Here is a 21897-nt window from a genome sequence, read left to right on the forward strand (position 1 = left end):
GTTCACTCCTTCACGCGGATGATGATGTTGAGATATTTGTCGACCTCGGCGGCGGCGCCGGGCGGAACCACGGTGGTCGCATCGAGCTGCTCGATGATCGCGGGGCCTTGAAAGGAGAAGCCGCAGGGCAGGTCGTCGCGCCGATAGACGGGCGTATCGAGCCCGCTGCCCTCGAACCAGACCCTGCGGCGGCTAACCGGCTCGGGGCTAGCGCCGGTCGGCTTGTGAACGGCAAACTCGGCCTTGGGAACCACACCGACCGCCTTCAGATTGAGACGGAAGAAGCTGACCGGCGCGCTGTCGCGGCGAAAATTATATTCGCGCTGGTGCTCGGCGTGGAAGCTCTGCACCAGGTCGGCGATCGCGCCGATCGGCTGCGGTGCGTTCACCGCGAGCGAACGCCACTGGCCGCGGTACATCATGTCGATCGACCGCTGCAGAACGATATCCTTCTGCGCGACGCCCTCATGAGTCAGCCGTGCGAGCGCGGCTTTCTCAAGTTCGGCGAACTGCGCTTCGATCTCGGCGGCGTCGGCGTCGGCCGCGTCGACCATGCAGCTCTGTGAGAAATCGTGCTGCATGTCGACGAGCAGGCATCCGAGCGCGGAGGTCACGCCGGGATTGGGCGGCACGATCACGACGGGTATCGACAGCTCGCGCGCGACGTCGACGCCATGCAGCGCGCCAGCGCCACCGAACGCCACCAGCGCAAAGTCGCGCGGGTCGTAGCCGCGACTGATCGAGATCAGCCGCACCGCATCCGACATGTTGGCATTGGCGACCTTGACGATGGCGTCTGCGGCCTCGTGCAGGCCGAGGCCGAACGGCTTGGCGACGCCGCTCTCGACGGCTTTTCGCGCCAGCTCGGGGTCGAGCTTCACCTTGCCGCCGGCGAGGTCGGTGCCGAGCCGGCCCAGCGTCACGTTGGCGTCGGTGTTGGTCGGCTGGGTGTTGCCGTTGCCGTAACAGGCCGGTCCCGGATGGGCTCCGGCCGATTGCGGGCCGTTGCGCAGGGAGCCGGCCGGGTCGGTCCAGGCCAGCGAGCCGCCGCCGGCGCCGATGGTGAGCACCTCGATCGAGGCGAAGCGGATCGGATAGCCGAATTCGATGTGCCAGTCCTTGGTGACGCGCGAGCGGCCCTCATAGGCAAGCGACACGTCGGTCGACGTGCCGCCCATGTCGAGGCCGATCGAATTGGGAAAGCCGCACAGGCCGGCGATATAGCGGCTGGCGATGGCGCCGGCGGCGATACCGGAGCCGGCGAGGCGCGCCGCAAAGTCCTTGACGCTCGCCGGCGTCATCACGCCGCCGCCGGTGTGCAGCAGCAGGAGATCGCGGGTGTAGCCCTCGTGGGCGAGGCGTTCGCCGAGCCGGCTCGTGTAGTTGACGACGACCGGGCTCACGACGGCGTTGGCAACCGTGGTCGAGAACCGCTCATGCTCGAATATCTCGGGAAGCACCTGCGAGGAGATCGACACCGGAATGTCGGGCATCTCCGCCAGCAGGATGTCACGCATCGCGCGCTCATTGGCGCCGTTGAGATAGGCGTTCATGAAGCAGACCGCGACCGCGGCGACGCCGCGACGCTTGAGGATGCGGGCCACGTCGCGCGCAGCCTCGACGTCGAGCGGTTCGATCACCTTGCCGCCGGCATCGACGCGCTCGGGCACGGTCAGGCGATCGCGCCGCGGCACGTAGGGCCGGACAACGTCCTTGTAGGTGTCCCAGAGGTCTTCCTTGTTGGCGCGTCTGATCTCGATGACGTCGCGGAACCCCTTGGTCGTGACCACGGCGGTGCGGGGCAGGCGGCGGGTGATCAGCGCGTTGGTGGCAACCGTCGTGCCGTGCGAGAACAGCGCCACCCTGGAAAGATCGATGCCGGCCTTGGAGACGCCGCCCATGATGCCTTCGATCGGATCGCGCGTGGAGGAGGTCTTCTCGATGCGGATGAGACCTGTCGTCTCGTCCATAATGCAGATGTCGGTGAACGTGCCCCCGACATCGACAGCCACACGAAGGTCCTGCACCATGCGACTTCCTTTCGAACAAGCGTTTCGCCGATCTTAGGCAGAGCGGCGGCCCGCCTTCTTGACGCTGAGCGCAGGAAGACTTGTGCGAGAGAGCGAACCGCATGGCGGGCCATGCGTGCCCGGACCGGTGGCGGGCTGCCCGGGGAACGGTCGGCTCAGCGGTCAGATGGGTGCGGTCGCGCTGCCGTGTTCAGGCGTTGGCGGCGCGCGAGGTGGCGCGCGCCTCGCTCGGGGTGCAGCCGAACCGGCCGCGATAGTTGCGGCTGAACTGCGCCTGGTCGGCAAAGCCCCATTGATAGGCGATTTCGGAGATGCTCTTGCGGCAGCTTGCATCGCGCAGCAAGGCGTCGCACATCGATAGCCGCTGATTGCGGATGTAGGCGCAGACGGTCAGGCCCTCACCCTCGAAGATCTGGTGCAGATAGCGCAGCGAAATGCCGCAGCCGTCGGCGACCATCTGCGGCGTGAGCCGCATGTCGTCGAGGCGAGCGCGGATGAACTGCTCGCAGCGCAGCAGATGGCCATTTCGTACGGAGGACGAGTGGCCGGTCAGCACGCGGTCGTCGGATTCGATGGCCATCGCAAGCAGCTCGATGAGGTGCTTGCCCATCATGGCGCGCGCCGTCTCGTCCATTTCCTCGATCCGCTCACCGGAGAGGCGCAACGTGTCGACGAACAGCGCACCGACGCTGCGGCTGGCGTCGAATTGCAGCGTGGCGAGACGCTCGGGCCGGGAAATGCGGGCGCGCAGCACCGCGCTCGGGATCTTCAGACACCACAGCGCCGTTGGATCCTGATGGCTGAACTCGTACGGGAGGTGGCTGCGCTCGATCAGGAACGCACCCGGCCGGCAGTGCACCACCTTGCCGTCCTGCTCGAAACGGATTTCGGCAAGCTCGGGCACCGTGATCAAGAAGGATTCCTCGCGCTCGCTCAGCAGATGCCGCTCATGCCGCTTGTAAAGCAGGCCATTTGCAATGTTGCGGGACACCGAGAGGGGGCCCATCGACCAGGCGCCGAGGCGCGCATTGAAGTCGCGGGTGCTCGGAAAGCGCAGGTCGAGCGAGTAATAAGTCTTCGAGACGACCTCCTGCCAGTACTGGCGGCGGGTCTGCAACGGGATGTCGTTGGTCGTGTAGGTGACTTGCATGTCTCACTCCCCGCCGCCGGCTGTGCCTCCGGTCGTCGTGTCCCGGCCAAAGTTTGGCGAGGACTGCCGGACGGCGTCAAGTCGAATAAAACGGAAACAGATGGTCTAGATTTCGATCGCCTCCTCGGCCTGGTGCCGATGATCCATGCTGACCGGGGGCCGGGCCGGGCCTACGCCTGCCACCGCAAAGCGCATGAAATCGCGGAACGCTATCGCGGCTTCCGACGGCTTGATGTCGCGCCGCCACGCAAGACCGATATCCATGCTGGGCACCTCGTCTTCGATGACGCGGGTCTCGATCCGCTGTCCTTCCAGCGACCAAGGCCGGTAGATCAGGTCGGAGAGAATGGCGATGCCCATGCCGCCTGCGACCATGGAGCGCACGGCTTCGACCGAGGAGGTGCGGAAGATCGTGTTCGGTTCGAGCGAGGCGTTGCTCCAATAGCGCATCGAGGTGTGCTTGGCCTCGTCGACGGTGAGCATGACGTAAGGATAGGTGGCGATGTCAGCGAGATAGACCCGCTCGGCGCGGGTCAGCGGATGCTCGGGCGCAAGCCACAGACGGCGCGGCGATCGCAGCAGCGTCTCGCTGGTCAGCTTGGCGTTGTCGCGCAGGTTGGAGACCAGCATCACCGCGAGATCGAGTGCGCCATCGACGATCGCACGTTCGAGCACGTCGCGCGGCGCCTCGAACAGCTCGATCGTGATGCCGGGAAAGCTTGCCTGGAAGCGTTTCTGATGGCGCGGCAGGAAATAGCCCGACACGGTGTAGGTGACGCCGACGCGGATCGTCCCGAACAGCGGTCCTGCCGACATCTGCGTGTTCCGCACCGCTTCGGCGACGGCGGCGAGGATTTGACGGCCCTGGGACAGGAAGCGGCTGCCCTCCATGGTGACGGTCACGCCGTTCGGAGCACGTTCCAGCAGGCGGGCGCAGACGGTCGCTTCGAGCTGTTGAATGGCCGCGGTGACCGCGGATTGCGAGACGTTGAGGTCGATGGCCGCCTGGCTGATGCGCCCGGTCTCGGCGGCGGCGACGAAGTAGCGGATCTGTTTCAGAGAAACGGACATCGCGGTTGTTCCGATGTTGCCTAGCTCATGAGCGGTGTTTCTCAGCCCGGCTGCATTCGTTGCAACTCTCGTGCCGACAGGTGCAGAGCGCGCGGTGACGTCTATATCATGCGCGAAAGGCCGCAACCGACGGCCTGAAGCCTGGAATACGCGCGGTCGCCCCGATCGGTGGCCGCGGTCTTTGGTGGATAGGGCAGCGGCTGCCGGCGGCTACGCCAGAGCGTTGTGCAGCTTGCCCAGCAATTCCGACCGGCTCTTGCGGGCCGCAAGCGCCTGGTTCATGTCGACCTTGACGAACTTCACCGGCGTGTTGGGCTGCAGCTGGCCGATCAGATCCATGTCCGCGGCGATCACGGTTCCGACCATGAAGTAGCCGCCGCCGGAGACTGCGTCACGATGCAGCACGATCGGTTCGGTGCCGCCGGGAACCTGGATCGAGCCGTAGGGATAGCAGGCATCGGTGATGTTGGACGGGTCGGAGCCGGCGCCGAACGGCGGTTCGCGCGGAACGAATTCGAGCGGCTTGCCGCCCTTGAAGCGGTAGCCGATCCGGTCGGCTTCCGGCGCGACCTTCCAGGTGTCGGAGAAGAAGCCGTTGCCGGCCGCCTCGGTGATGCGGTGCCAGTAAAGACCGGGCATGGCGCGCAGTTCCGTCGGCATCCCTGCCGGTTGTCCGCGCAATTCCCTGGCAACGCTGCGTCCGTCCTTGCCCGTCGCGGCGGCACTGCCGATCGGCAGCTCGTCGCCGGCCTCGAGCTTGCGGCCCTTGAAGCCACCAAGCGCGCCCAGCGCGTAAGTCGAGCGCGAGCCGAGGACGACTGGCACGTCGATGCCACCGGCGACCGCGATGTAGCCGCGCGCACCCTGCTTGAGGAAGTCGAAGGAGAGGATCTGGCCGCGCTTCACCCTGAAGCTGGTCCAGCTTTCGCGCGGCTCGCCGTCGAGCTTGGGCGGCAGCTCCGCGCCGGTGACCGCGACGGTCGCGTCCGCGGTGAATTCGAGCTCGGGTCCCATGAACACGGCCTCAAGCACGGCAGCACCCGCCTCGTTGCCGACCAGCAGATTTGCGGCGACCAGCGCGTGACGGTCCATGGCGCCGGAGAGCGGGATGCCGATGTGATAATAGCCCGGACGTCCGAGATCCTGGACAGTGGTCGCAAGACCCGGCTTCAAAACCTTAACGGCCATGGAGAACTCCATCGAGTTTGGCGTTGTAGGCGTCAACGTCGCGGTTGAACTCGGTCAGCGAGAACGAGACGTCGCGGATCAGAGGCGCAAAGCGGCCGGCGTCGACGTCGGCGACCGCCGCGTCATAGGCAGCCCGGTCGATCGGCTTCCACTTCACGATGTCGCCCGGTTTGAACAGGCACATGAAGTCGCGCAAATAGCTGATGTTCTGGTTGGGATCATAGATCGGCATCGGCGTGATGCCGAACATCTGATAGCCGCCGGCGCCGCGCACCGAGTAGATGCAGCTGAAGCAGCCGCCATGCCCGACGGTGAGCTTCGGCGTGTCGGTGCGCGGGCGCAGATATTTCGGCGCCTGAAGCTGCCGCTTGCGCTCGACCATCTGATAGAGGAACGGCAGGCCGGCGACGAAGCCGACCATCGAGACGAACCAGGGCGCGCTGGAATGCGCCTTGATGAAAGCATCGACGCTATCGAGGCCGTTGATGCGCGCGGCGTATTCGAGGTCGGTCCCGTTCGGGTCCTGATGACGCTCGCGGAAGCGCATTAGGGTCTCATGCGTCCAGGGATCGTTGTACAGCACGGGAATCTCGATGATCCGCGTCTTGATCACCGGTTCCGATTTTTCGGATGCGGAATCCAGCCGCTTCAGCTCGGCCAGCAGATCGTCGGGCTTGATCTGATCCGGATCGAACTTGACCTGATAGGACGCGTTTGCCGGGCAGATCTCGGTGACGCCCTTGATCTTGGCATCGCGCACCGCATTGGTGATGAAGAGGCTCTTGAAAAAGGCCTCGAGCGACATCGCTTCGCCGACCTCGGCGAAAATGTGCTCGTCGCCGCCGAAGGAAAATCGAGTTTGCATGACTAGCGGCCTCCTGTTGCTGACGGGGCGGATTCTCTCGCCATCATGACGCGACCTTCGCGGCCGATGGCGGCTGAGCGGTGGCAAGGCCGGCGGCATGGGACTCCAGCCACGGTTCGAGCCATGCCGTATGGAAGCGTCCGGCTTTGACGTCGGCGTCGCGCGCCAGCGCCTGGTGCAGGGGCTTTGTCGTGGAAATGCCCTCGACGCTGAGCTCGGCGAGCGCACGCTCGAGCTTTCTGATCGCGCTCGGCCGATCCTTGTCGTGCACGATCAGCTTGCCGAGCAGGCTGTCGTAGAACGGAGGCACCGTGTAGCCCTGATAGAGCATGCTGTCGAAGCGCACACCGTCGCCGCCGGGCACGCTGAGCGCACTCACCGTACCCGGATTGGGCAGGAAGTTCCTGGCGGGGTCTTCGGCGTTGATGCGGACCTCGATCGAATGGCCGCTGACGCGCACTTCGTTCTGGCGAATGCGCAAGGGCTCACCGCCGGCGATCCGGATCATCTCGCACACGAGGTCGATGCCGGTGACCATTTCGGTGACGGGATGCTCGACCTGGATGCGGGTATTCATCTCCAGGAAGTAGAATTCGCCGGTCCTGTCGTCGTAGAGATATTCGAGCGTCCCGGCGCCACGGTAGTTGACCGCCTTGGCCAGCGCCACGGCCGACGTGCAGAGTTCTTCACGCACGGCCTGGGTGAGCGAGGGCGAGGGGGCTTCTTCCCAGACCTTCTGGCGGCGCCGTTGCAACGAGCATTCGCGCTCGAAGCAATGGATCACGTCGCGTCCATCGCCGAGCACCTGGACCTCGATGTGCCGCGCGCCTTCGATCAGCTTCTCGACGTAGAGCCCGCCGTCGCCGAAAGCTGCGAGCGCTTCGGCCTGCGCCTGCGGCATCAGATGATGAAATTCCTCGGCGGACCGTGCGATGCGGATGCCGCGTCCACCGCCGCCGGCGGCGGCCTTGATCATGACGGGGAAGCCGGTTTTCTCGACCAGCGCGAAAGCCGCATCCGCAGACTCCAGCCGCCCCTGGCTGCCGGGCACGGTAGGCACACCGGCCGAGGCGGCCGCCTCGCGCGCCGCGACCTTGTCGCCCATCAGCCGGATCGATCGCGCGGTCGGGCCGACGAAGATCAATCCGGCGGCTTCGACCGCGCCCGCGAACTCGGCATTCTCGGCCAGGAAGCCGTAGCCGGGATGGATGGCGTCGGCACCGACGCTTTGCGCCGCGGCGAGGATGGCCGCCTGGTTGAGATAGGATTTCGAGGCCTGCGGCGGACCGATATCGACCGACTCGTCGGCTAGTCTCACCGCGAGCGAATCCTTGTCGGCCTTGCTGTAGACCTGGACCGTCGCAATGCCGAGATCGCGCGCTGCGCGGATGATGCGCACCGCGATCTCGCCGCGGTTGGCTATGAGGAGCTTCTTGATCGCCATGGCTGGTCGGGGGCTCAAACGTCGATTTCGGCGATCGGCTGGCCGGCCATCACGGCGTCCTCGTTCTCGGCCAGGAAGCGCACGATCTTGCCGGCGGCGCCGGCCTTGACCTCATTGAACGATTTCATCACCTCGATGAGCCCGATCGTGTCGCTCTCCGCTACGACGTCGCCGTCGTTCTTGTAGACCGGCTTGTCGGGGGCGGGCTTGCGGTAAAAGATGCCCGGGAGCGGCGAGAAGATCTGCTGCGTTGCCATGGTTTCCTCGTGGGTCGTTGGTTTTTTGTCGCGACGGCTTAGCGCGCGGTGAGATAGGGGCGAACCGCTTCGCGGACGGCCTCCGCGATGGCGACGGCGTTCGGCGTGTCGGAGTGAATGCAAATCGAATCGGCGCCGACCACGATGTCGTTTCCCGCCACCGTACGCGTCTTGCCCTCGTTGACGGCTCTCGCGCATCGGGTGGCGGCGTCGGCCGGATCCTTCGCTTCGTGCTCGCGCGTGATAATCAGGCTGCCATCGGCATTGTAGTCGAGGTCGGCATAGTACTCGGCGACGAAGGCATGGCCGCGGCGCTCATAGACCTGCTGGTGCAGCGTTCCCTTCATGCCGAGCAGCGGCACCTTGTAGACATCGGCGGCGTCAGCCACGGCTTCGGCGATGTCCTCGTTGCGCGAGGCCATGCCGTAGAGCGCACCGTGCGGCTTGATATGATTGAGCGCCATGCCTTCGGCATCCAGGAAGGCCTTGAGGGCGCCGATCTGGTAGAGCAGGCAGTTGGTCAGCTCCTCGCGGCCGATCTTCATCTCCCTGCGGCCAAATCCCTGCAGATCCGGCAGCGAGGGGTGCGCGCCGACCTTGACGCCGAACTGCTTGGCGAGCTGCACCGTCTTGCGCATGTGGTTGAAGTCGGAGGCATGAAAGCCGCAGGCGACGTTGGCGACGTCGATATGGGGCATCAATGCCTTGTCGTCGCCCATCTTGTAGAGGCCGTAGGCCTCGCCCATGTCGCAGTTGATCACGACCATCTCCTGATTTCCTTCCAACTGGCTTTGCATACGACCATCGCGGCCGCCCCGGGTGCGTCCGGCGCACCGGGGCGGCGCGTTGCCGGGTTACTTGGACACCAGATAATCGAGCGGGATCTTTTCCGAGATCGTCCACTGGTCGATCACCTTCGGCTTGCCGGCCTCGGTGTCGACGATCAGGTAACGGCCCTGGTTCTGGTGGTGGATGTCCTTGGTGAAGGTGCGCGGCCCGAACAGCGTGGACTCGTCTTTCATCTTCTCGAGCTCGGCCACGACGGGCGCAGCATCGGTCGATTTGGCGCGTTCGACCGCCTTGGCCCACACATCGATCAGGACGTAGCCCGGATAGACGTACTGGCTGGACGGGTCGCCGCCGGTGACTTCCTTGTACTTCTTGTTGAACTCGTTGACCTTCGGGTTCGGATCGTCGCCGTAGACCGAGCCCTGCACGGGAACATAGAAGTTCGACAGATCGGGAACGGCGTTCAACCAGTAGCTGCCGTCGACGCCGGAGCCGTTGAGGATCATCGACTTGATGCCGGCGGCGCGGATCTGCTTGATGGCGGAGACGGCGCCCGGCATCATCGTGCAGAGCATGATGGCGTCGGGTTCCTTCGGCAGGCTCTTGATGCGCGTGATCTGCGACGCGATCGAGGCGTCGTCGTTCTTGAAGGTGTCGCTGCCGACCAGCTTGGCCTCCTTCAGGCGCGGCAGCATCCAGTCGAAACCGTCGCAAATGCCCTTGTTGTAGACGGTCCAGCTGTCGAGCAGCCGGTAGAAGCTGCGCGCGTTCTTCTTAGTGTACGCCCATTCCGACATGGTTGCACCCTGCACCGGTGCCAGCACCGAGGCCGAGAACGAGAACGGGCCGACGCCGGGAATGCCAGCCTTGATCGATTCGGCGCAGAGGAAGAAGGAAACCTTGCCGGCGGCCTGCGCCTGCAGCGCCGCGGGCGCACCGTAATCGTAGTCGCAGGAGACGATCACGAGGTCGGCGCCCTGGTCGAGCACCGCAAGGCCGGCTTTGGCGCCTTCGGCCTGATCGGTCTTGGTGTCGGCAAACACCGGCTTGATCTTCTTGCCGAGCAGGCCACCGGCCTTGTTGATCTCATCGATCCGGATCAGCGCCGCGTCCTGCGCCGGCTTGTCATAGGCCTGCATGAATCCGGATGCCGCGGTCGCAAAACCGACGACGATCTCGTCGGCCGCCTGGGCCGGCGTGAACCAGAGCGCGGATGCTCCGGCCAGGATGCCGAGTAATGTCGTAAAGCGCATATCCCACTCCTCCAATTTTACAAACGAGCGTCAGTGCAGTTCCTTCAGTGCGGTCTGGACGGGCCGGGTCAGGCGCCGCCGCAACGGCCATCGGCGCCATGAGAACTCCCGGTTGCGGGTCAATCCCGTCGGCAGGTACATCAGGATCACGATGGTGATGATGCCGATCGCGATCTCCTGCACGCCGTTCGGCAGGCCGACGGTGTGCCCGCCCAGGCTGATGCCCTTCTCGAGATCGCGGAACAGCTCGATCAGCACCGATATCGCGACCACGCCCGAGACGGCGCCGCTGAGGCTGTACATGCCGCCGACCACCAGCATCGACAGCGTGATGAAGGTGGTCCGCAGATAGAATGCGCCTGGATTGACGATGCTCAGGAAATGCGCGTACAGCGCGCCGGCGAGCCCGATAATGAAGGCGCTGACCACGAAGGCGATCAGCCGTTCGCGGACGATGTCGATGCCGGAGGCGCTGGCGGCGACTGCTTCGTCGCGCGTGGCGCGCAGCGCGAGCCCCGAGCGCGAGATCGAATAGAGATAGGCGATCGCGATGGCCACGGCGCCGCCGATCCATGCGGTCCAGACATTCATGGTGGGCGGAATGCCGACGATCGAGCCTTGTCCGCCCGTCACCGAATCCCAGTTCGAATAGACGTTGTTGATGACGCCGAGCAGGCCGAAGGTCGCAATCGAGGCGGCTATGCCCGACAGGCGCATGATGACGCGCCCGACGATCAGCGCGAACAATGCGGCAAACAGGCCGGAAATCGGCGTCGCCACCCACATAGGCAGTTGCGCGTGGAGCAGCCACGCCGGCAGGCCCTTGAGCGTGATCGACTTCATCACCGGCGGAATGGTGAGCCAGGCGGTCATGTAGGCGCCGAGGCACATGAAGCTGATATGGCCGAACGACAGCAGGCCCGAATTGCCGACGAAGACGTAGAGGCCGACCACCACCATGATGTTGATGAACATCTCGACCACGGTGCGGTTGAAGGCCCGGCTGCCGAATTGATAGGAGAGGGCGGCCATGATGAGCAGCGCCACGATCAGCACGATCGGCGTGATGATCGTTTGCCGGATGACGGACGGCCGCTGCGACATCGATCAGACCCTCTGCTTGGCGGATTTTGGTGCAAACAGGCCCTGCGGCCGCACCAGAAGGACGACGATGACGGCGCCGTAGACGAAAGCGTCCCGGAACACGCGGGCGTCGTGCGGCAAGGTCGCCTGGAACACGACGCTGGCCGCACCGATCAGGAAGCCGGCGGCAACGGCGCCGGGAATGCTGCCGAGGCCGCCGATCACGGTCGCGATGAACGCGATCAGCATCACGTTGGCGCCCATGCCGATGTCGGCGGTGCCGGAATTGGTCGCCAGGATCAGGCCGATCGCCGCCGCCAGCATGCCGCTAATGGCGAAGGCCAGCAGGATCACGCCGTTGGCGCGGACCCCGAGCATGCGCGCCATGGTGAAATTATCTGCCGCCGCGCGCATCTCGAGCCCGTAGCGCGTGCGCTTCAGGAACAGGACGAGGATCACAAGCACGGCCAGCGTGATGATGATGGTCACGACCTGGAGCATCGGGATGTGCGCGCCGAGGACTTCGACCGGGAGGCCAAGGCTCGGCCACAGCGTGATCGACTTCGGCCGACTGGAAAACAGCATCAGCAGCAGATGCCGGATGACGAAGCCGAGCGCGAATGACGCGATCATCATCGTCGCCGGGTTGGCGTTGCGGAAGCGGCGGAAGACGACGACCTCCGACAGAATGGACAGCGCAGCGCCGATCAGCAGCAGCAGCGGGATCAAGAGATAGAACGGCAACTGGCCGGCAAACACGATCGCCGCCGCGTCGATCGACGGCCACAGCATGGCGAAGACGCAGAAGGCGATGAAATCGCCGTGAGCGAAATTGACGAGCCGCATGACGCCGAAGATCAGGGCGATGCCGAGCGCGCCCAGCGCATACAGGCTGCCGAGGCTCAGCGCGTCGAAGATGATCTGGAGCAGCTCGCGCATCTCAGTGATCTCCGAAGCCGAAATAGGTCTGCTTCAGGCGTTCGTCCCTGACCATGTCGACCGCGGGGCCCTCGAGCACGATGCGGCCGCCGCGGATCAGCACCATCCGCCCGCCCGTCATCATGGCGCGCGTCGAGCTCTGCTCGACGATCAGCAGCGTGAGCTTGCGCTGGGCCCGTAGCCGCAGCAGGATCTCGTAGACCTGGTCGATGATCTTCGGCGCGAGACCCAGCGACGGCTCGTCGATCGCCATGATGCGGGGCGCGGCCATCAGCGCGCGGCCGATGACCAGCATCTGCTGCTGGCCGCCGGAGAGCATGCCCGCCGGGCTGTGGCGGCGCTCGGCCAGCATCGGGAATTCCTGGTAGACCTGATCCAGGTCGCCGGCGATTGTCTTGCGGTCGGCGCGCATACCGGTGCCGACCTTCAAGTTCTCCTCGATCGTCAGCGCGCCGAAGACGTTGCGTCCTTCCGGCACCAGCGAAAACCCGCGCCGGGCGATGTCTTCGGGCGCGGCGCCGGTGATCCTTGCGCCGTCGATCATGATGGAGCCGGAGCCCGGCGGCACGACGCCTGCGATGGCGTTGAGCAGCGTCGACTTGCCGGCGCCGTTGGGGCCGGTCACGAACAGGATTTCGCCTTCGTCGACCGTCAATGTCACGCCGCGAAGCGCCGTGAGGCGTCCGTAGCTGACCGTGATGTCGTCGACGACGAGTGCGGTCATGACGCCACGGCCGCTTCGGCTGCGACCGCTACAATCAATTCGTCGCGCTGCGTGCCCATATAGGCATGCCGCACGGCATCGCTGTTGCGGATCTGGGCGGGTGGGCCGACTTCGATGATCTCGCCGGAATCGAGCACGAAGATGCGCTCGCAGAGCTCCAGCACGAGGCCGATATTGTGCTCGATCAGCAGCACACCGACATTGAGCTCGGATGCGATCCTGCGGATGATGGCGGCGAGTTCGTGGCTCTCATGCTCCGACATGCCCGCCGCCGGTTCATCGAGCAGCAGATATCGCGGCGTGCCCATGATGGCGCGGCCGATGGCAACGCGGCGCTCGTCCGTATAGGGCAGCGCGCCGGCAATGCTGTTGGCGAGATGCGAAATGCCGAGCCAGGCCATCACCCGCTCGGCCTCGCTGATCGCGTCGGGACGGCCTTGGCCGAGGCCGACGCCGGTCACTTCCAGGTTGTCCATGACGGGCAGATCGCGGAAAAGGCGGCCTGACTGGAAGGTCCGTGCCACGCCTTTGCGTCGCAGCATGTGCGCTGCAATGCCGTTGAGCGTTTCGCCTTCCAGCTCCACGGTGCCCGCGCCGACCGGCTGGAAACCGGTCAATACATTAATAAGGGTGGTTTTGCCGGCCCCATTGGGGCCAATCAGTCCGGCGATACGCCCCCGCGGCACGGCTAGTGTAACGTCGGACAGCGCCTTCAGGCCTTCGAATTGGACGCTGACACCGCGAGCGACCAACTCCAAACCCTCGGACATCATCTGAACGCCTTCTCACCCGGAACCGACGGATTGATCTTTCCGTTCCGTAGCGGGATTGTAAAATTCGAAATATCGTTCGCTGATATCGGAAATATTTATGTCTCTGACGTTCCGTCAGGTTCGGCACTTCATCGCGACAGCGGAGAGCGGACGCGTTTCCGCGGCCGCGGCGGCTCTGAACGTGACGCAATCGGCGGTCACGTCGTCCATCAAGGCGCTCGAGGCCGAACTCGGCCGCAAATTGTTCGACCGCCATTCCAACGGCGTGACGCTGACGTTTGACGGCCACGAGTTCTTGCAGCGCGCCCGCGCGATCGAGGCGAGCGTGTCAGATGCGACGCGGGGGCCGCATCGCTGGGGAACACAGGTCGACGGCACCGTCGACGTTGCCGTGAGCTATACCGTTGCTGGATATTTCCTGCCGCCGTTGCTGACGCGATTCTGGCGGTCCTTCCCGGGCATCACGGTCCGGCTGCACGAGTTTCAACGCGATGCGATCGAGCAAAGCCTGATCAGCGGCAGCGTCGATGCGGCCATCATGCTGATCGCGAATCTGCATGACCGCCACTCCATCCGCTCGCGGCTGCTGCTGCGCTCGGCGCGTCGGTTGTGGACATGCGTCAATCATCCGCTGCTGCGCAAGGACAACATCAAGCTGACCGATCTGGCGAGCGAGCCCTATCTCATGTTGACCGTTGATGAGGCCGAGCGCTCCGCAATGCGCTACTGGCAGCACACGGCGCATGTGCCCAACGTCATCTTCCGCACCCTGTCGGTGGAGGCCGTGCGCAGCATGGTCGCGACCGGGATGGGGATCACCATCCTGTCGGACATGGTCTACCGTCCCTGGTCGCTCGAGGGACATCGCATCGAGCTCAAGACGCTTGATGACGACGTCCATACCATGGATGTCGGGCTTGCCTGGAAGGGCAACGCGGCGCTTTCACCGGCGGCCCGCGCCTTCTGCGAGTTCGTCGCCCATTCCTATCCCGGATCGGAGCCGTTCAAGCTCGACTAGCGGCCCGGAGAGGCGCCATTCCAACTCAGCCATGGAATTATTCGACCGGATGGTCAATAAATGCTGGTTCGGACGCGGCCCGGCGCAAGCAGGGGCGGTGGTCCCGGAATTTTGCCGTCAGTTAATTCACATCTCTGGACGAGAGCCGAATAGCCGGCTTGTGGAACGGAAAGACATGGCCCGATCGCGCGCCAAAGACTACGACGACAAGCGCCTCTCGATGCTGCATCGCTCGGCCGAGCTGTTTGCCGCATCGGGCTATGTCGGCACATCGATGAACACCATTGCCGACGCCTGCGGTGTCTCGAAGGCGCTGCTCTATCACTATTACCCCGACAAGGAGGCGATCCTGTTCGATATCCTGTCGTCGCATCTCGAGACGCTCGTGGCGGCGGTTCGGAAGGCGAGCGCACAGGCCGGCGATCCGGTCGAGCGCTTCAGGACGATCGTGGCGACGTTGCTTGAGCTCTACCGGCATGCCGACGCCGAGCATCAGGTCCAGATTGCTAGTCTCAAGCTGCTGCCGAAGGACAAGCAGCAGCCGCTGCTTGCGAGCGAGCGGATTCTCGTCGGGATCATGTCGGATGCGCTCGCCGCGGCGGTGCCGGCAGCGAAGGAGAAGCGTGTCCTTAAGCCGCTGACAATGAGCGTGTTCGGCATGTTGAACTGGCACTATATGTGGTTTCGCGAGGGCGGGCCGATGACCCGCGTCGAATACGCCGACTTCGTCGCGCAACTGGTGCTGGCCGGTGCTGCGGATGCCGCCGCCATCCGGCCGCGCAGCAAGGCAAAGCCCGCCGGCCGAAGCCGGCAGGCCGAGTTGCTCTGAGCTGCGCGTTACGCCCGCATCGCGTTCATCGTCAGAAGTTCATATGTCGCCGCCGTCTCGCCAGTGCCGGTCGTGATCTCGACGTCCCAGCGCACCTCGCCATACTGCTTGTTGCGCGGCGTCTTTTCCTTCGCGGTCAGCCGCACCTGGATCTGTTCGCCTGGTTGGACCGGCTTCACGAAGCGCAACGAGTCGAGGCCGTAATTCGCCAGCACCGGTCCGTAGTCGGGATCGACGAACAGGCCGGCCGCGAACGACAGCAGCAGGTAACCATGCGCGACGCGGCCGGGGAAGAACGGATGTCCCTTGGTCGCTTCCTCGTCCATATGGGCGTAGAAGGTGTCGCCCGTGAAATGCGCGAAGTGCTCGATGTCGTCGAGCGTGATCTGCCGCGCCTTCGAGACCAGCGTGCGGCCGATCTCGAGATCGTCGTAGTGATAGCGGAACGGGTGCAGGTCACCTTCGAGCACCGGGCTGCCCTTGAACCAGCGACCGGTGACGCCGCTCAGCATCGCCGGCGAACCCTGCAAGGCGGTGCGCTGCATGTAGTGCTGGAGGCTGCGGACGCCGCCCAGTTCCTCGCCGCCGCCGGCGCGACCCGGTCCGCCGTGAACCATCTGCGGCATCGGCGAGCCGTGCCCGGTATGCTCGGTCGCGCAGTCGCGATCGATGATCGCGACACGGCCGTGAAAGCTGCCGATGCCGAACGCGAGTTCAGTCGCGGCCGGGATGTCGTGGGTGTAGACCGATGCGACCAGGCTGCCGCCGCCGCGATTGGTCAGCGCGATGGCTTGCTCGAGGTCGTCATAGCCCATTACGGTGCTGACAGGCCCGAACGCCTCGATCTCGTGCACTGCGGTTGCCGCGAGCGGTTTCGAGCAGTGCAGCAGCAGCGGTGGGACGAAGGCGCCGCGCCGGGCGTCGGCGTCGATAAGCGGGAAGTTGTCGGGATCGCCGGCCACCAGTTCGGCTTCGGTGCGAAGCCTCGCCACGTGAGCAAGCACATCGCTGCGCTGGGCAAGGCCGACCAGCGGTCCCATCCTGACCTTCTCATTCTCGGGATTGCCGATCGTGACCTTGGCGAGACGCTCGCGCAGCGCCGTGATGACGGCGTCGACCTGCGCTGCCGGCGCCAGCGCGCGGCGGATCGCGGTGCATTTCTGCCCGGCCTTGACCGTCATCTCCTTCGCCACCTCCTTGATGAAGAGGTCGAACTCCGGGCTTCCCGGCACGGCGTCCGGCGCGAGGATTGCCGCGTTGAGCGAATCCCGCTCGGCGATGAAGCGGACCGCTTCGCGCGCGATGACCGGATGCCGTTGCAGCTTTTGTGAGGTGTCGGCCGAGCCCGTAAAGGACACCACGTCCTGGCAGGTGAGGTGGTCGAACAGGTCGCCGGTCGATCCAACGATGAACTGCAGGACGCCTTCCGGCAGTGCGCCGGACTCGGTGATCATCTGCACCAACTCGTAGGCGACATACGAGGTGACGGTCGCGGGCTTGGTGACGACGGCAACGCCTCCAAGCAACGCGGGCGCCAGCTTCTCCAGCATGCCCCAGCACGGGAAGTTGAATGCGTTGATATGCACGGCCACCCCGCGCAACGGCGTGACGATGTGCTGACCGGCGAATGCGCCGCCCTTGGAGAGCCCCTCGACGTTGCCGTCGAGCAGGTACCTGGTGTTCGGAAGCTCGCGGCGTCCCTTGCTGGCATAGGCGAACAGCGTGCCGATGCCGCCATCGACGTCGATCATGGCATCGGTGCGGGTTGCGCCCGCATGGAGCGACAGCTTGTAGAGCCGGTCCTTGTGCTGGCTCAGATAGTCGGCCAGCGTCTTCAGCAGGCCGGCACGCTGGTGGAACGACAGCTTGCGCAGATTTTTGCCGCCGACCGTGCGGCCATAGGCGAGGATCTCGCGCATGTCGAGATCGCTCCTGGTCGCGACCGCCACCACGTCGCCGGTGACTGCGCTGTGAATCTCGGCGGCGGGTTCGCCGGGACCGGTCCAATGTCCACGGACGAAGCTGTCGAGTTTCATGACGGAGTCTGCTGTTCGCGCGCGGCCGGATTGAGGCTGTGTCATTGAAATCGAATCCTTTGACCTGTGATCTATGTTGCGTCTTGCCTTGGCGGCGGAACGTTCAATTCTGCGTCTAGATGCGTCCGACGAAGCGCGGTGCGCGTTTCTCGAGGAACGCGGTCACGCCCTCGGCGAAATCCGGCGTTCGCCCGGCGCGGCCCTGGAAATCGCGCTCGAGGTCGAGCTGCGCATCGAGCGTGTTGGTCTCGGACGCATCAAGCGCCTGCTTGATCAGCGCGAGGCCATCCGTGGGTTGCGTCGCGAGGTTGGCGGCGAGCGCGTGAGCCTCGGTCATCAGGTCCGCATCCTCAACCATCTTCCAGATCATACCCCATGACTGCGCCTGTTCTGTCGAGACGGGCTCGGCCAGCAGCGTCAAGGCGCGCGCCCGGGCAGGGCCGACCAGTCGCGGCAGGAACCAGGTGCCACCGGAATCCGGGACGAGGCCGAGCTTGGCGAAGGCCTGGATGAACTTGGCCGACCGCGCCGCGATCACGATGTCGCAGGCAAAGGCGACGTTGGCGCCGGCGCCGGCCGCAACGCCGTTGACGGCGCACACGACCGGCATCGGGATGCTACGCAGCTTGCGCACCAGCGGATTGTAGAATTTTTCAATTCGCACGGAGAGATCTGGCGTCTCGCCTGGCGTGAAGACGCCGTCCGAAAGATCCTGGCCGGCGCAGAAGCCGCGTCCGGCCCCGGTCAGGATCAGCGCACGGCAGGATCTGTCCTGCTCGGCGTCCGTCAACGCGGTGAGCAAGGCGGTGTGCAGTTCGGCGCTGAAGGAATTCAGGCGATCGGGCCGGTTGAGCGTCAGGACGCGATATCCGTCGCGGATATCGGTCAACACCATATCGCTGACCATGATTACCTCCCATTGCGGCTTCTGATGACCGAAGGTCGCGTGACCTGCGTCCGGATTACGATTGACCGTCCGGTCAGTCAATTATAATTATCCCACACTCTGGCATCGATGGCGTCGTGGGGCTTATCGAGCGCGGACGATTCTATTCCCGGTCGCGATCTCGCGCACGACGTCAGATGAGTTTCGCGCGCGGCACGACACGGAGTATTCGCGAAGCTTCCCGCACCGCGCATGAGCCTGTTTGCACCGGCCGGAGGCGGAGAGGATTTCGACGGTTACGACTACATGGCGAGCGGCCTGCGCAGCAATCTACCGCATATCGCCAAGCTCGGCGTCGCCACCGAGGCGGATCTGGCGGTGGACAGTTTTGCTGAGCGGTTGCGCACCGAGATCGTCGCCATGCAGGGCGTCTTTGCGCTGCCGACCTTCGTCGGCGCATGGTCGTGCAGGCAGCCGGGCTGACCTCAGGCATTGCTAACGACCGCGTCGATGAACGTTGCGGCCAAATCCCTCAACTGTTTGCGGCTGTATCCGGCGCGCTCCATCACCGCCAGCCCGCGCGTGTACGTCACGATGACGCGCGCCAACCGGTTCGCATCGGCCGCGCTGCGCTTGCCCGGCGCCGTTCCGAGGGCCTTGCCGATCAGCTGCTCGAGCCGCGCGAGCACATCCTGCACGCGCTGACGCACATCTGCGCTTGAAATGGCCGCGTCGAGCGCCGTGCGCGTGGTCAGGCAGCCGCGCGGCGGCGAACCGCCAGTCATGTTGACGATGATCATGTCGAAGAAGTGCCTCAGCCCCGCCGCAGTGTCGCCCTGCGAGAGCGCGTTGCCGGCCGCCTCCAGGAACTGCCCGGTATATTGGTCGAAGGCGCGCAGGAAAATCGCTTCCTTGTCGCCATAGGCGTTGTAGAGGCTGCCGCGCTGCACGCCGGTCGCCTCCGCGAGGTCCTGCATGGTCGCGTCGTGCAGGCCCTTGCGCCAGAACACGTCGAGCGCGGTTGCGATCACCTCGTCCTCGTCAAACTGACGCATGCCTACCATTCGGTTCGCTCCAATAGACTATTCTTGACAATATTGTCAAGATTGACAATGATGTCAAGAATGATGCCCAGGAGGTCCAGATGATCACCGCCGTCACGACGTTCAAATTGCCGAAGCCGGTCACGCGCGAAGAAGCGCGCAGCATCTTCCTGAGTACCGCACCGCTCTATCGCGACGTGCCGGGGCTGTTCCGCAAGACCTATGTGCTGTCCGAGGACGGCATGACGGCCGGTGGCATCTATTTCTGGAACTCGAGGGGTGAGGCGGAGGCGCTGTACACCGATGCGTGGCGCGCCCGTGCCCGCGAGAAATACGGCGCCGATCCGACGGTGACCTATTTCGAAAGCCCCGTCGTGGTCGACAATGTGACCAAGGAGATCAGCTCTGACGACGAATAGGATCGCGTCGTCACGTCAGATCCACGGCGGCACGGAACTTTCGGCCGTCGCTCGACGGCGCAAGGTCCGGATGTGAGGTGCGTCCGCTTGTGCTCGGCACGCTCGCGAGGCTAGTCTCCCTGCAAGCAAGAAAACTGCAAGGGAGCCGTCACGGTGAACCAATCTCCGTCCTTACATCCGACGCCTGCGTCGACGCTGCCACGCCGCAGGCTCGGTCGCACCGGGCTCGATGTCTCCATCCTCGGTTTCGGCACCGCGCCGCTCGGCGATCTCTTCGCGCGGCTCGACGACGCCACCGCGATCGCGGCAGCGGAGCGGGCGTTTGCGCTGGGCGTGAACCTGCTGGATTCCTCACCGCTCTATGGCCATGGTCTCGCCGAGCATCGCTGCGGCACCGCGCTGCGCCGCGTGGCGCGTGACGACATCGTTGTCTGTACCAAGGTCGGGCGCTGGATCGACGCGTTCCACGGCCGCGGCGACGGTTCGAACTTCGTCGGCGGCCAACCGCATCGTGCGGTGGTTGATTATTCCTATGACGGAACCATGCGCTCGGTCGAGCAGTCGCTGCTGCGGCTCGGCACCGATCATATCGACTTGCTGCTGATCCACGACGTCGACGTCTGGACCCATGGCGCCGACGCCATCGAAGCCAGATTCCGCGAGGCGATGGAGGGCGCTTATGTCGCGCTCGACAAATTGCGCGCCGAGCGCGTGGTCAAGGGTATCGGGATCGGCGTCAACGAGGCCGAGATGTGCGTGCGCTTCGCCAGGGCCGGAACGTTCGACACCATGCTGCTCGCCGGCCGCTACTCGCTGCTGGAGCAGCCGGCGCTGGCCGAATTCCTGCCGCTGGCGCAAGCGCAAGGCATCGGTGTGATGCTCGGCGGCGTGTTCAACTCCGGCATCCTGGCGACCGGCGCGGTTGCCGGCGCCAAGTACAATTACAAGGACGCGCCGCCCGACGTGCTGCACAAGGTGGCGGCGATCGAGCGCGTTTGCCGCGCCCACAGCGTGGCGCTCGCGACCGCCGCGCTGCATTTCGCGCTTGGCCATCCGGCGGTCGCGAGCGTCGTGCTCGGCGCACAGACGCCGCAGGAGGTCGAGCGCAATGCCGCCGCATTGTCGTCGCCCGTCCCCGCCGCGCTGTGGCGTGACCTGAAAGCCGAGGCGTTGCTCGATCGGCACGCGCCGGTGCCGGCATGATGCGGATCGATGCCCATCACCATGTGTGGACCTTGGCGCGCGCCGATTACGGCTGGCTGACGCCAGAGCGCGGGCCGATCTATCGCGACTTCGGGCTGACCGATTTGATGCCGCATCTCGTTGCGGCTGCCATGGACGGCACGATCCTGGTGCAGGCGGCGCCGACCGAGGCGGAGACGGCGTTCATGCTCGACGTCGCCAAAGGCTCGGAGCTGGTGCGCGGCGTGGTCGGCTGGATCGACTTCGATGCCGCCGATGCCGCGGCGCGGATCGATGCGATCGCCGATCGCGAACTGCTGGTCGGCTTGCGGCCGATGGTGCAGGACATCGCCGATGACGACTGGCTGCTGCGGCCGGAGCTGGCGGCGCCGCTCGAGGCGATGGTGCGGCATGACCTCGTATTCGACGCGCTGGTGCTGCCACGCCATCTGCCTCGGCTTGTTCAGCTGGTCGATCGCCATCCGGACCTGCAATTCGTGCTCGACCATTTCGGCAAGCCGCAACTCGCAACCGGCGACATCGCGGCCTGGAAGGACGACATCGCAAGCCTCGCCGCGCGGTCCAACGTCGTCTGCAAGCTGTCGGGCCTTGCAACGGAGGCGGCGCCGAACTGGCAGGTCGCCGATTTGCGCGAGGCGGTGGAGCATGCACTGGCATGCTTCGGTCCGCAGCGGCTGCTGTGGGGCAGCGATTGGCCCGTCGTCAACCTCGCCGGCGGCTATGCGCAATGGTTCGCGGCGGCTGAAACCTTGCTGGCTGATTTGTCAAGTGAGGCAAGAGCTGCGATTTTCGGCGGCAATGCGGCGCGGGTCTATTTGTCAAGCCGCGGACGGCCAACATCCCGGAAATAGCGCGTGCGGCGCGGCAAATTTGATCCACAGCGCGCCTTGATGAATC

At 64.9% G+C, this 21897-nt stretch carries 22 protein-coding genes; 6 read left to right on the plus strand and 16 right to left on the minus strand.

Going from position 1 to position 21897, the window contains the following annotated elements:
* Nucleotides 1-2: 2 nt before the first annotated feature.
* The 13 genes from ACE10Z_RS08230 to ACE10Z_RS08290 all read right to left on the minus strand — a co-directional run bounded on the left by ACE10Z_RS08230 (nucleotide 3) and on the right by ACE10Z_RS08290 (nucleotide 13566).
* Nucleotides 3-2027: a hydantoinase/oxoprolinase family protein gene (locus ACE10Z_RS08230; RefSeq protein WP_375789776.1), complete on the minus strand. Its 2025-nt coding sequence runs from the start codon at nucleotides 2025-2027 to the stop codon at nucleotides 3-5.
* Between the two features lie 193 nt (nucleotides 2028-2220).
* A complete protein-coding gene (locus ACE10Z_RS08235) occupies nucleotides 2221-3180 on the minus strand; it encodes a helix-turn-helix domain-containing protein (protein WP_375787480.1) in 960 nt (319 codons plus the stop codon).
* A gap of 105 nt (nucleotides 3181-3285) precedes the next feature.
* Nucleotides 3286-4251 carry a LysR family transcriptional regulator gene (locus ACE10Z_RS08240; protein ID WP_375787481.1) on the minus strand — a complete coding sequence of 322 codons (966 nt, stop codon included), beginning with the start codon at nucleotides 4249-4251 and terminating at the stop codon, nucleotides 3286-3288.
* A 210-nt stretch (nucleotides 4252-4461) separates the two neighbouring features.
* On the minus strand, nucleotides 4462-5439 hold the full coding sequence (locus ACE10Z_RS08245) for a biotin-dependent carboxyltransferase family protein (RefSeq protein ID WP_375787482.1): 978 nt from the start codon (nucleotides 5437-5439) through the stop codon (nucleotides 4462-4464).
* A complete protein-coding gene (locus ACE10Z_RS08250; RefSeq protein ID WP_375787483.1) occupies nucleotides 5429-6304 on the minus strand; it encodes an allophanate hydrolase subunit 1 in 876 nt (291 codons plus the stop codon). The genes ACE10Z_RS08245 and ACE10Z_RS08250 overlap by 11 nt, the downstream gene beginning before the upstream one ends.
* Nucleotides 6305-6347: 43 nt before the next feature.
* Nucleotides 6348-7748, minus strand: a complete 1401-nt coding sequence (locus ACE10Z_RS08255) for an acetyl-CoA carboxylase biotin carboxylase subunit (protein WP_375787484.1) — start codon at nucleotides 7746-7748, stop codon at nucleotides 6348-6350.
* 14 nt (nucleotides 7749-7762) lie between these two features.
* On the minus strand, nucleotides 7763-8005 hold the full coding sequence (locus ACE10Z_RS08260; protein WP_021082329.1) for an acetyl-CoA carboxylase: 243 nt from the start codon (nucleotides 8003-8005) through the stop codon (nucleotides 7763-7765).
* Between the two features lie 38 nt (nucleotides 8006-8043).
* Nucleotides 8044-8772, minus strand: a complete 729-nt coding sequence (locus tag ACE10Z_RS08265; RefSeq protein ID WP_092124377.1) for a LamB/YcsF family protein — start codon at nucleotides 8770-8772, stop codon at nucleotides 8044-8046.
* A gap of 87 nt (nucleotides 8773-8859) precedes the next feature.
* A complete protein-coding gene (locus ACE10Z_RS08270; RefSeq protein WP_375787485.1) occupies nucleotides 8860-10047 on the minus strand; it encodes an ABC transporter substrate-binding protein in 1188 nt (395 codons plus the stop codon).
* Nucleotides 10048-10077: 30 nt separating this feature from the next.
* Nucleotides 10078-11151, minus strand: a complete 1074-nt coding sequence (locus ACE10Z_RS08275; RefSeq protein ID WP_375787486.1) for a branched-chain amino acid ABC transporter permease — start codon at nucleotides 11149-11151, stop codon at nucleotides 10078-10080.
* 3 nt (nucleotides 11152-11154) lie between these two features.
* On the minus strand, nucleotides 11155-12069 hold the full coding sequence (locus tag ACE10Z_RS08280) for a branched-chain amino acid ABC transporter permease (RefSeq protein WP_092124380.1): 915 nt from the start codon (nucleotides 12067-12069) through the stop codon (nucleotides 11155-11157).
* A gap of 1 nt (nucleotide 12070) precedes the next feature.
* Nucleotides 12071-12793, minus strand: coding sequence for an ABC transporter ATP-binding protein (locus ACE10Z_RS08285; RefSeq protein ID WP_375787487.1), 723 nt, complete (start codon nucleotides 12791-12793; stop codon nucleotides 12071-12073).
* Nucleotides 12790-13566 carry an ABC transporter ATP-binding protein gene (locus ACE10Z_RS08290; RefSeq protein ID WP_375787488.1) on the minus strand — a complete coding sequence of 259 codons (777 nt, stop codon included), beginning with the start codon at nucleotides 13564-13566 and terminating at the stop codon, nucleotides 12790-12792. The genes ACE10Z_RS08285 and ACE10Z_RS08290 overlap by 4 nt, the downstream gene beginning before the upstream one ends.
* A gap of 97 nt (nucleotides 13567-13663) precedes the next feature.
* Here ACE10Z_RS08290 and ACE10Z_RS08295 point away from each other — a divergent pair, with 97 nt between their 5' ends.
* Together ACE10Z_RS08295 and ACE10Z_RS08300 are read left to right on the plus strand one after the other, a co-directional pair.
* On the plus strand, nucleotides 13664-14584 hold the full coding sequence (locus tag ACE10Z_RS08295; protein ID WP_097673243.1) for a LysR substrate-binding domain-containing protein: 921 nt from the start codon (nucleotides 13664-13666) through the stop codon (nucleotides 14582-14584).
* A gap of 175 nt (nucleotides 14585-14759) precedes the next feature.
* Nucleotides 14760-15413: a TetR family transcriptional regulator gene (locus tag ACE10Z_RS08300; RefSeq protein WP_375787489.1), complete on the plus strand. Its 654-nt coding sequence runs from the start codon at nucleotides 14760-14762 to the stop codon at nucleotides 15411-15413.
* Nucleotides 15414-15421: 8 nt separating this feature from the next.
* On the opposite strand, the gene paaZ is transcribed toward ACE10Z_RS08300, so the two are convergent.
* Both paaZ and paaG read right to left on the minus strand, forming a co-directional pair.
* Nucleotides 15422-17449, minus strand: coding sequence for a phenylacetic acid degradation bifunctional protein PaaZ (gene paaZ / locus ACE10Z_RS08305; protein ID WP_375787490.1), 2028 nt, complete (start codon nucleotides 17447-17449; stop codon nucleotides 15422-15424).
* A 115-nt stretch (nucleotides 17450-17564) separates the two neighbouring features.
* Nucleotides 17565-18356: a 2-(1,2-epoxy-1,2-dihydrophenyl)acetyl-CoA isomerase PaaG gene (paaG, locus tag ACE10Z_RS08310; protein WP_375787491.1), complete on the minus strand. Its 792-nt coding sequence runs from the start codon at nucleotides 18354-18356 to the stop codon at nucleotides 17565-17567.
* A gap of 231 nt (nucleotides 18357-18587) precedes the next feature.
* Between paaG and ACE10Z_RS08315 the strand changes: the two genes are divergently transcribed.
* Complete coding sequence (locus ACE10Z_RS08315; RefSeq protein WP_375787492.1) at nucleotides 18588-18818, plus strand: hypothetical protein; 231 nt, start codon at nucleotides 18588-18590, stop codon at nucleotides 18816-18818.
* A 2-nt stretch (nucleotides 18819-18820) separates the two neighbouring features.
* Here the strand turns inward: ACE10Z_RS08315 and ACE10Z_RS08320 are convergent, their stop codons facing one another.
* Nucleotides 18821-19390, minus strand: a complete 570-nt coding sequence (locus ACE10Z_RS08320) for a TetR/AcrR family transcriptional regulator (protein WP_375787493.1) — start codon at nucleotides 19388-19390, stop codon at nucleotides 18821-18823.
* Nucleotides 19391-19479: 89 nt separating this feature from the next.
* On the opposite strand from ACE10Z_RS08320, the gene ACE10Z_RS08325 reads away from it, so the two are divergent.
* From ACE10Z_RS08325 to ACE10Z_RS08335, 3 genes are all read left to right on the plus strand, one after another.
* Nucleotides 19480-19797, plus strand: a complete 318-nt coding sequence (locus ACE10Z_RS08325) for a monooxygenase (protein ID WP_375787494.1) — start codon at nucleotides 19480-19482, stop codon at nucleotides 19795-19797.
* Between the two features lie 153 nt (nucleotides 19798-19950).
* Nucleotides 19951-21000, plus strand: coding sequence for an aldo/keto reductase (locus ACE10Z_RS08330; protein WP_375787496.1), 1050 nt, complete (start codon nucleotides 19951-19953; stop codon nucleotides 20998-21000).
* Nucleotides 20997-21851, plus strand: coding sequence for an amidohydrolase family protein (locus ACE10Z_RS08335; protein ID WP_375787497.1), 855 nt, complete (start codon nucleotides 20997-20999; stop codon nucleotides 21849-21851). Before ACE10Z_RS08330 ends, ACE10Z_RS08335 begins: the two co-directional genes overlap by 4 nt.
* Nucleotides 21852-21897: the final 46 nt, after the last annotated feature.

This window comes from Bradyrhizobium sp. Pha-3, assembly GCF_042258615.1.
Classification (GTDB): domain Bacteria; phylum Pseudomonadota; class Alphaproteobacteria; order Rhizobiales; family Xanthobacteraceae; genus Bradyrhizobium.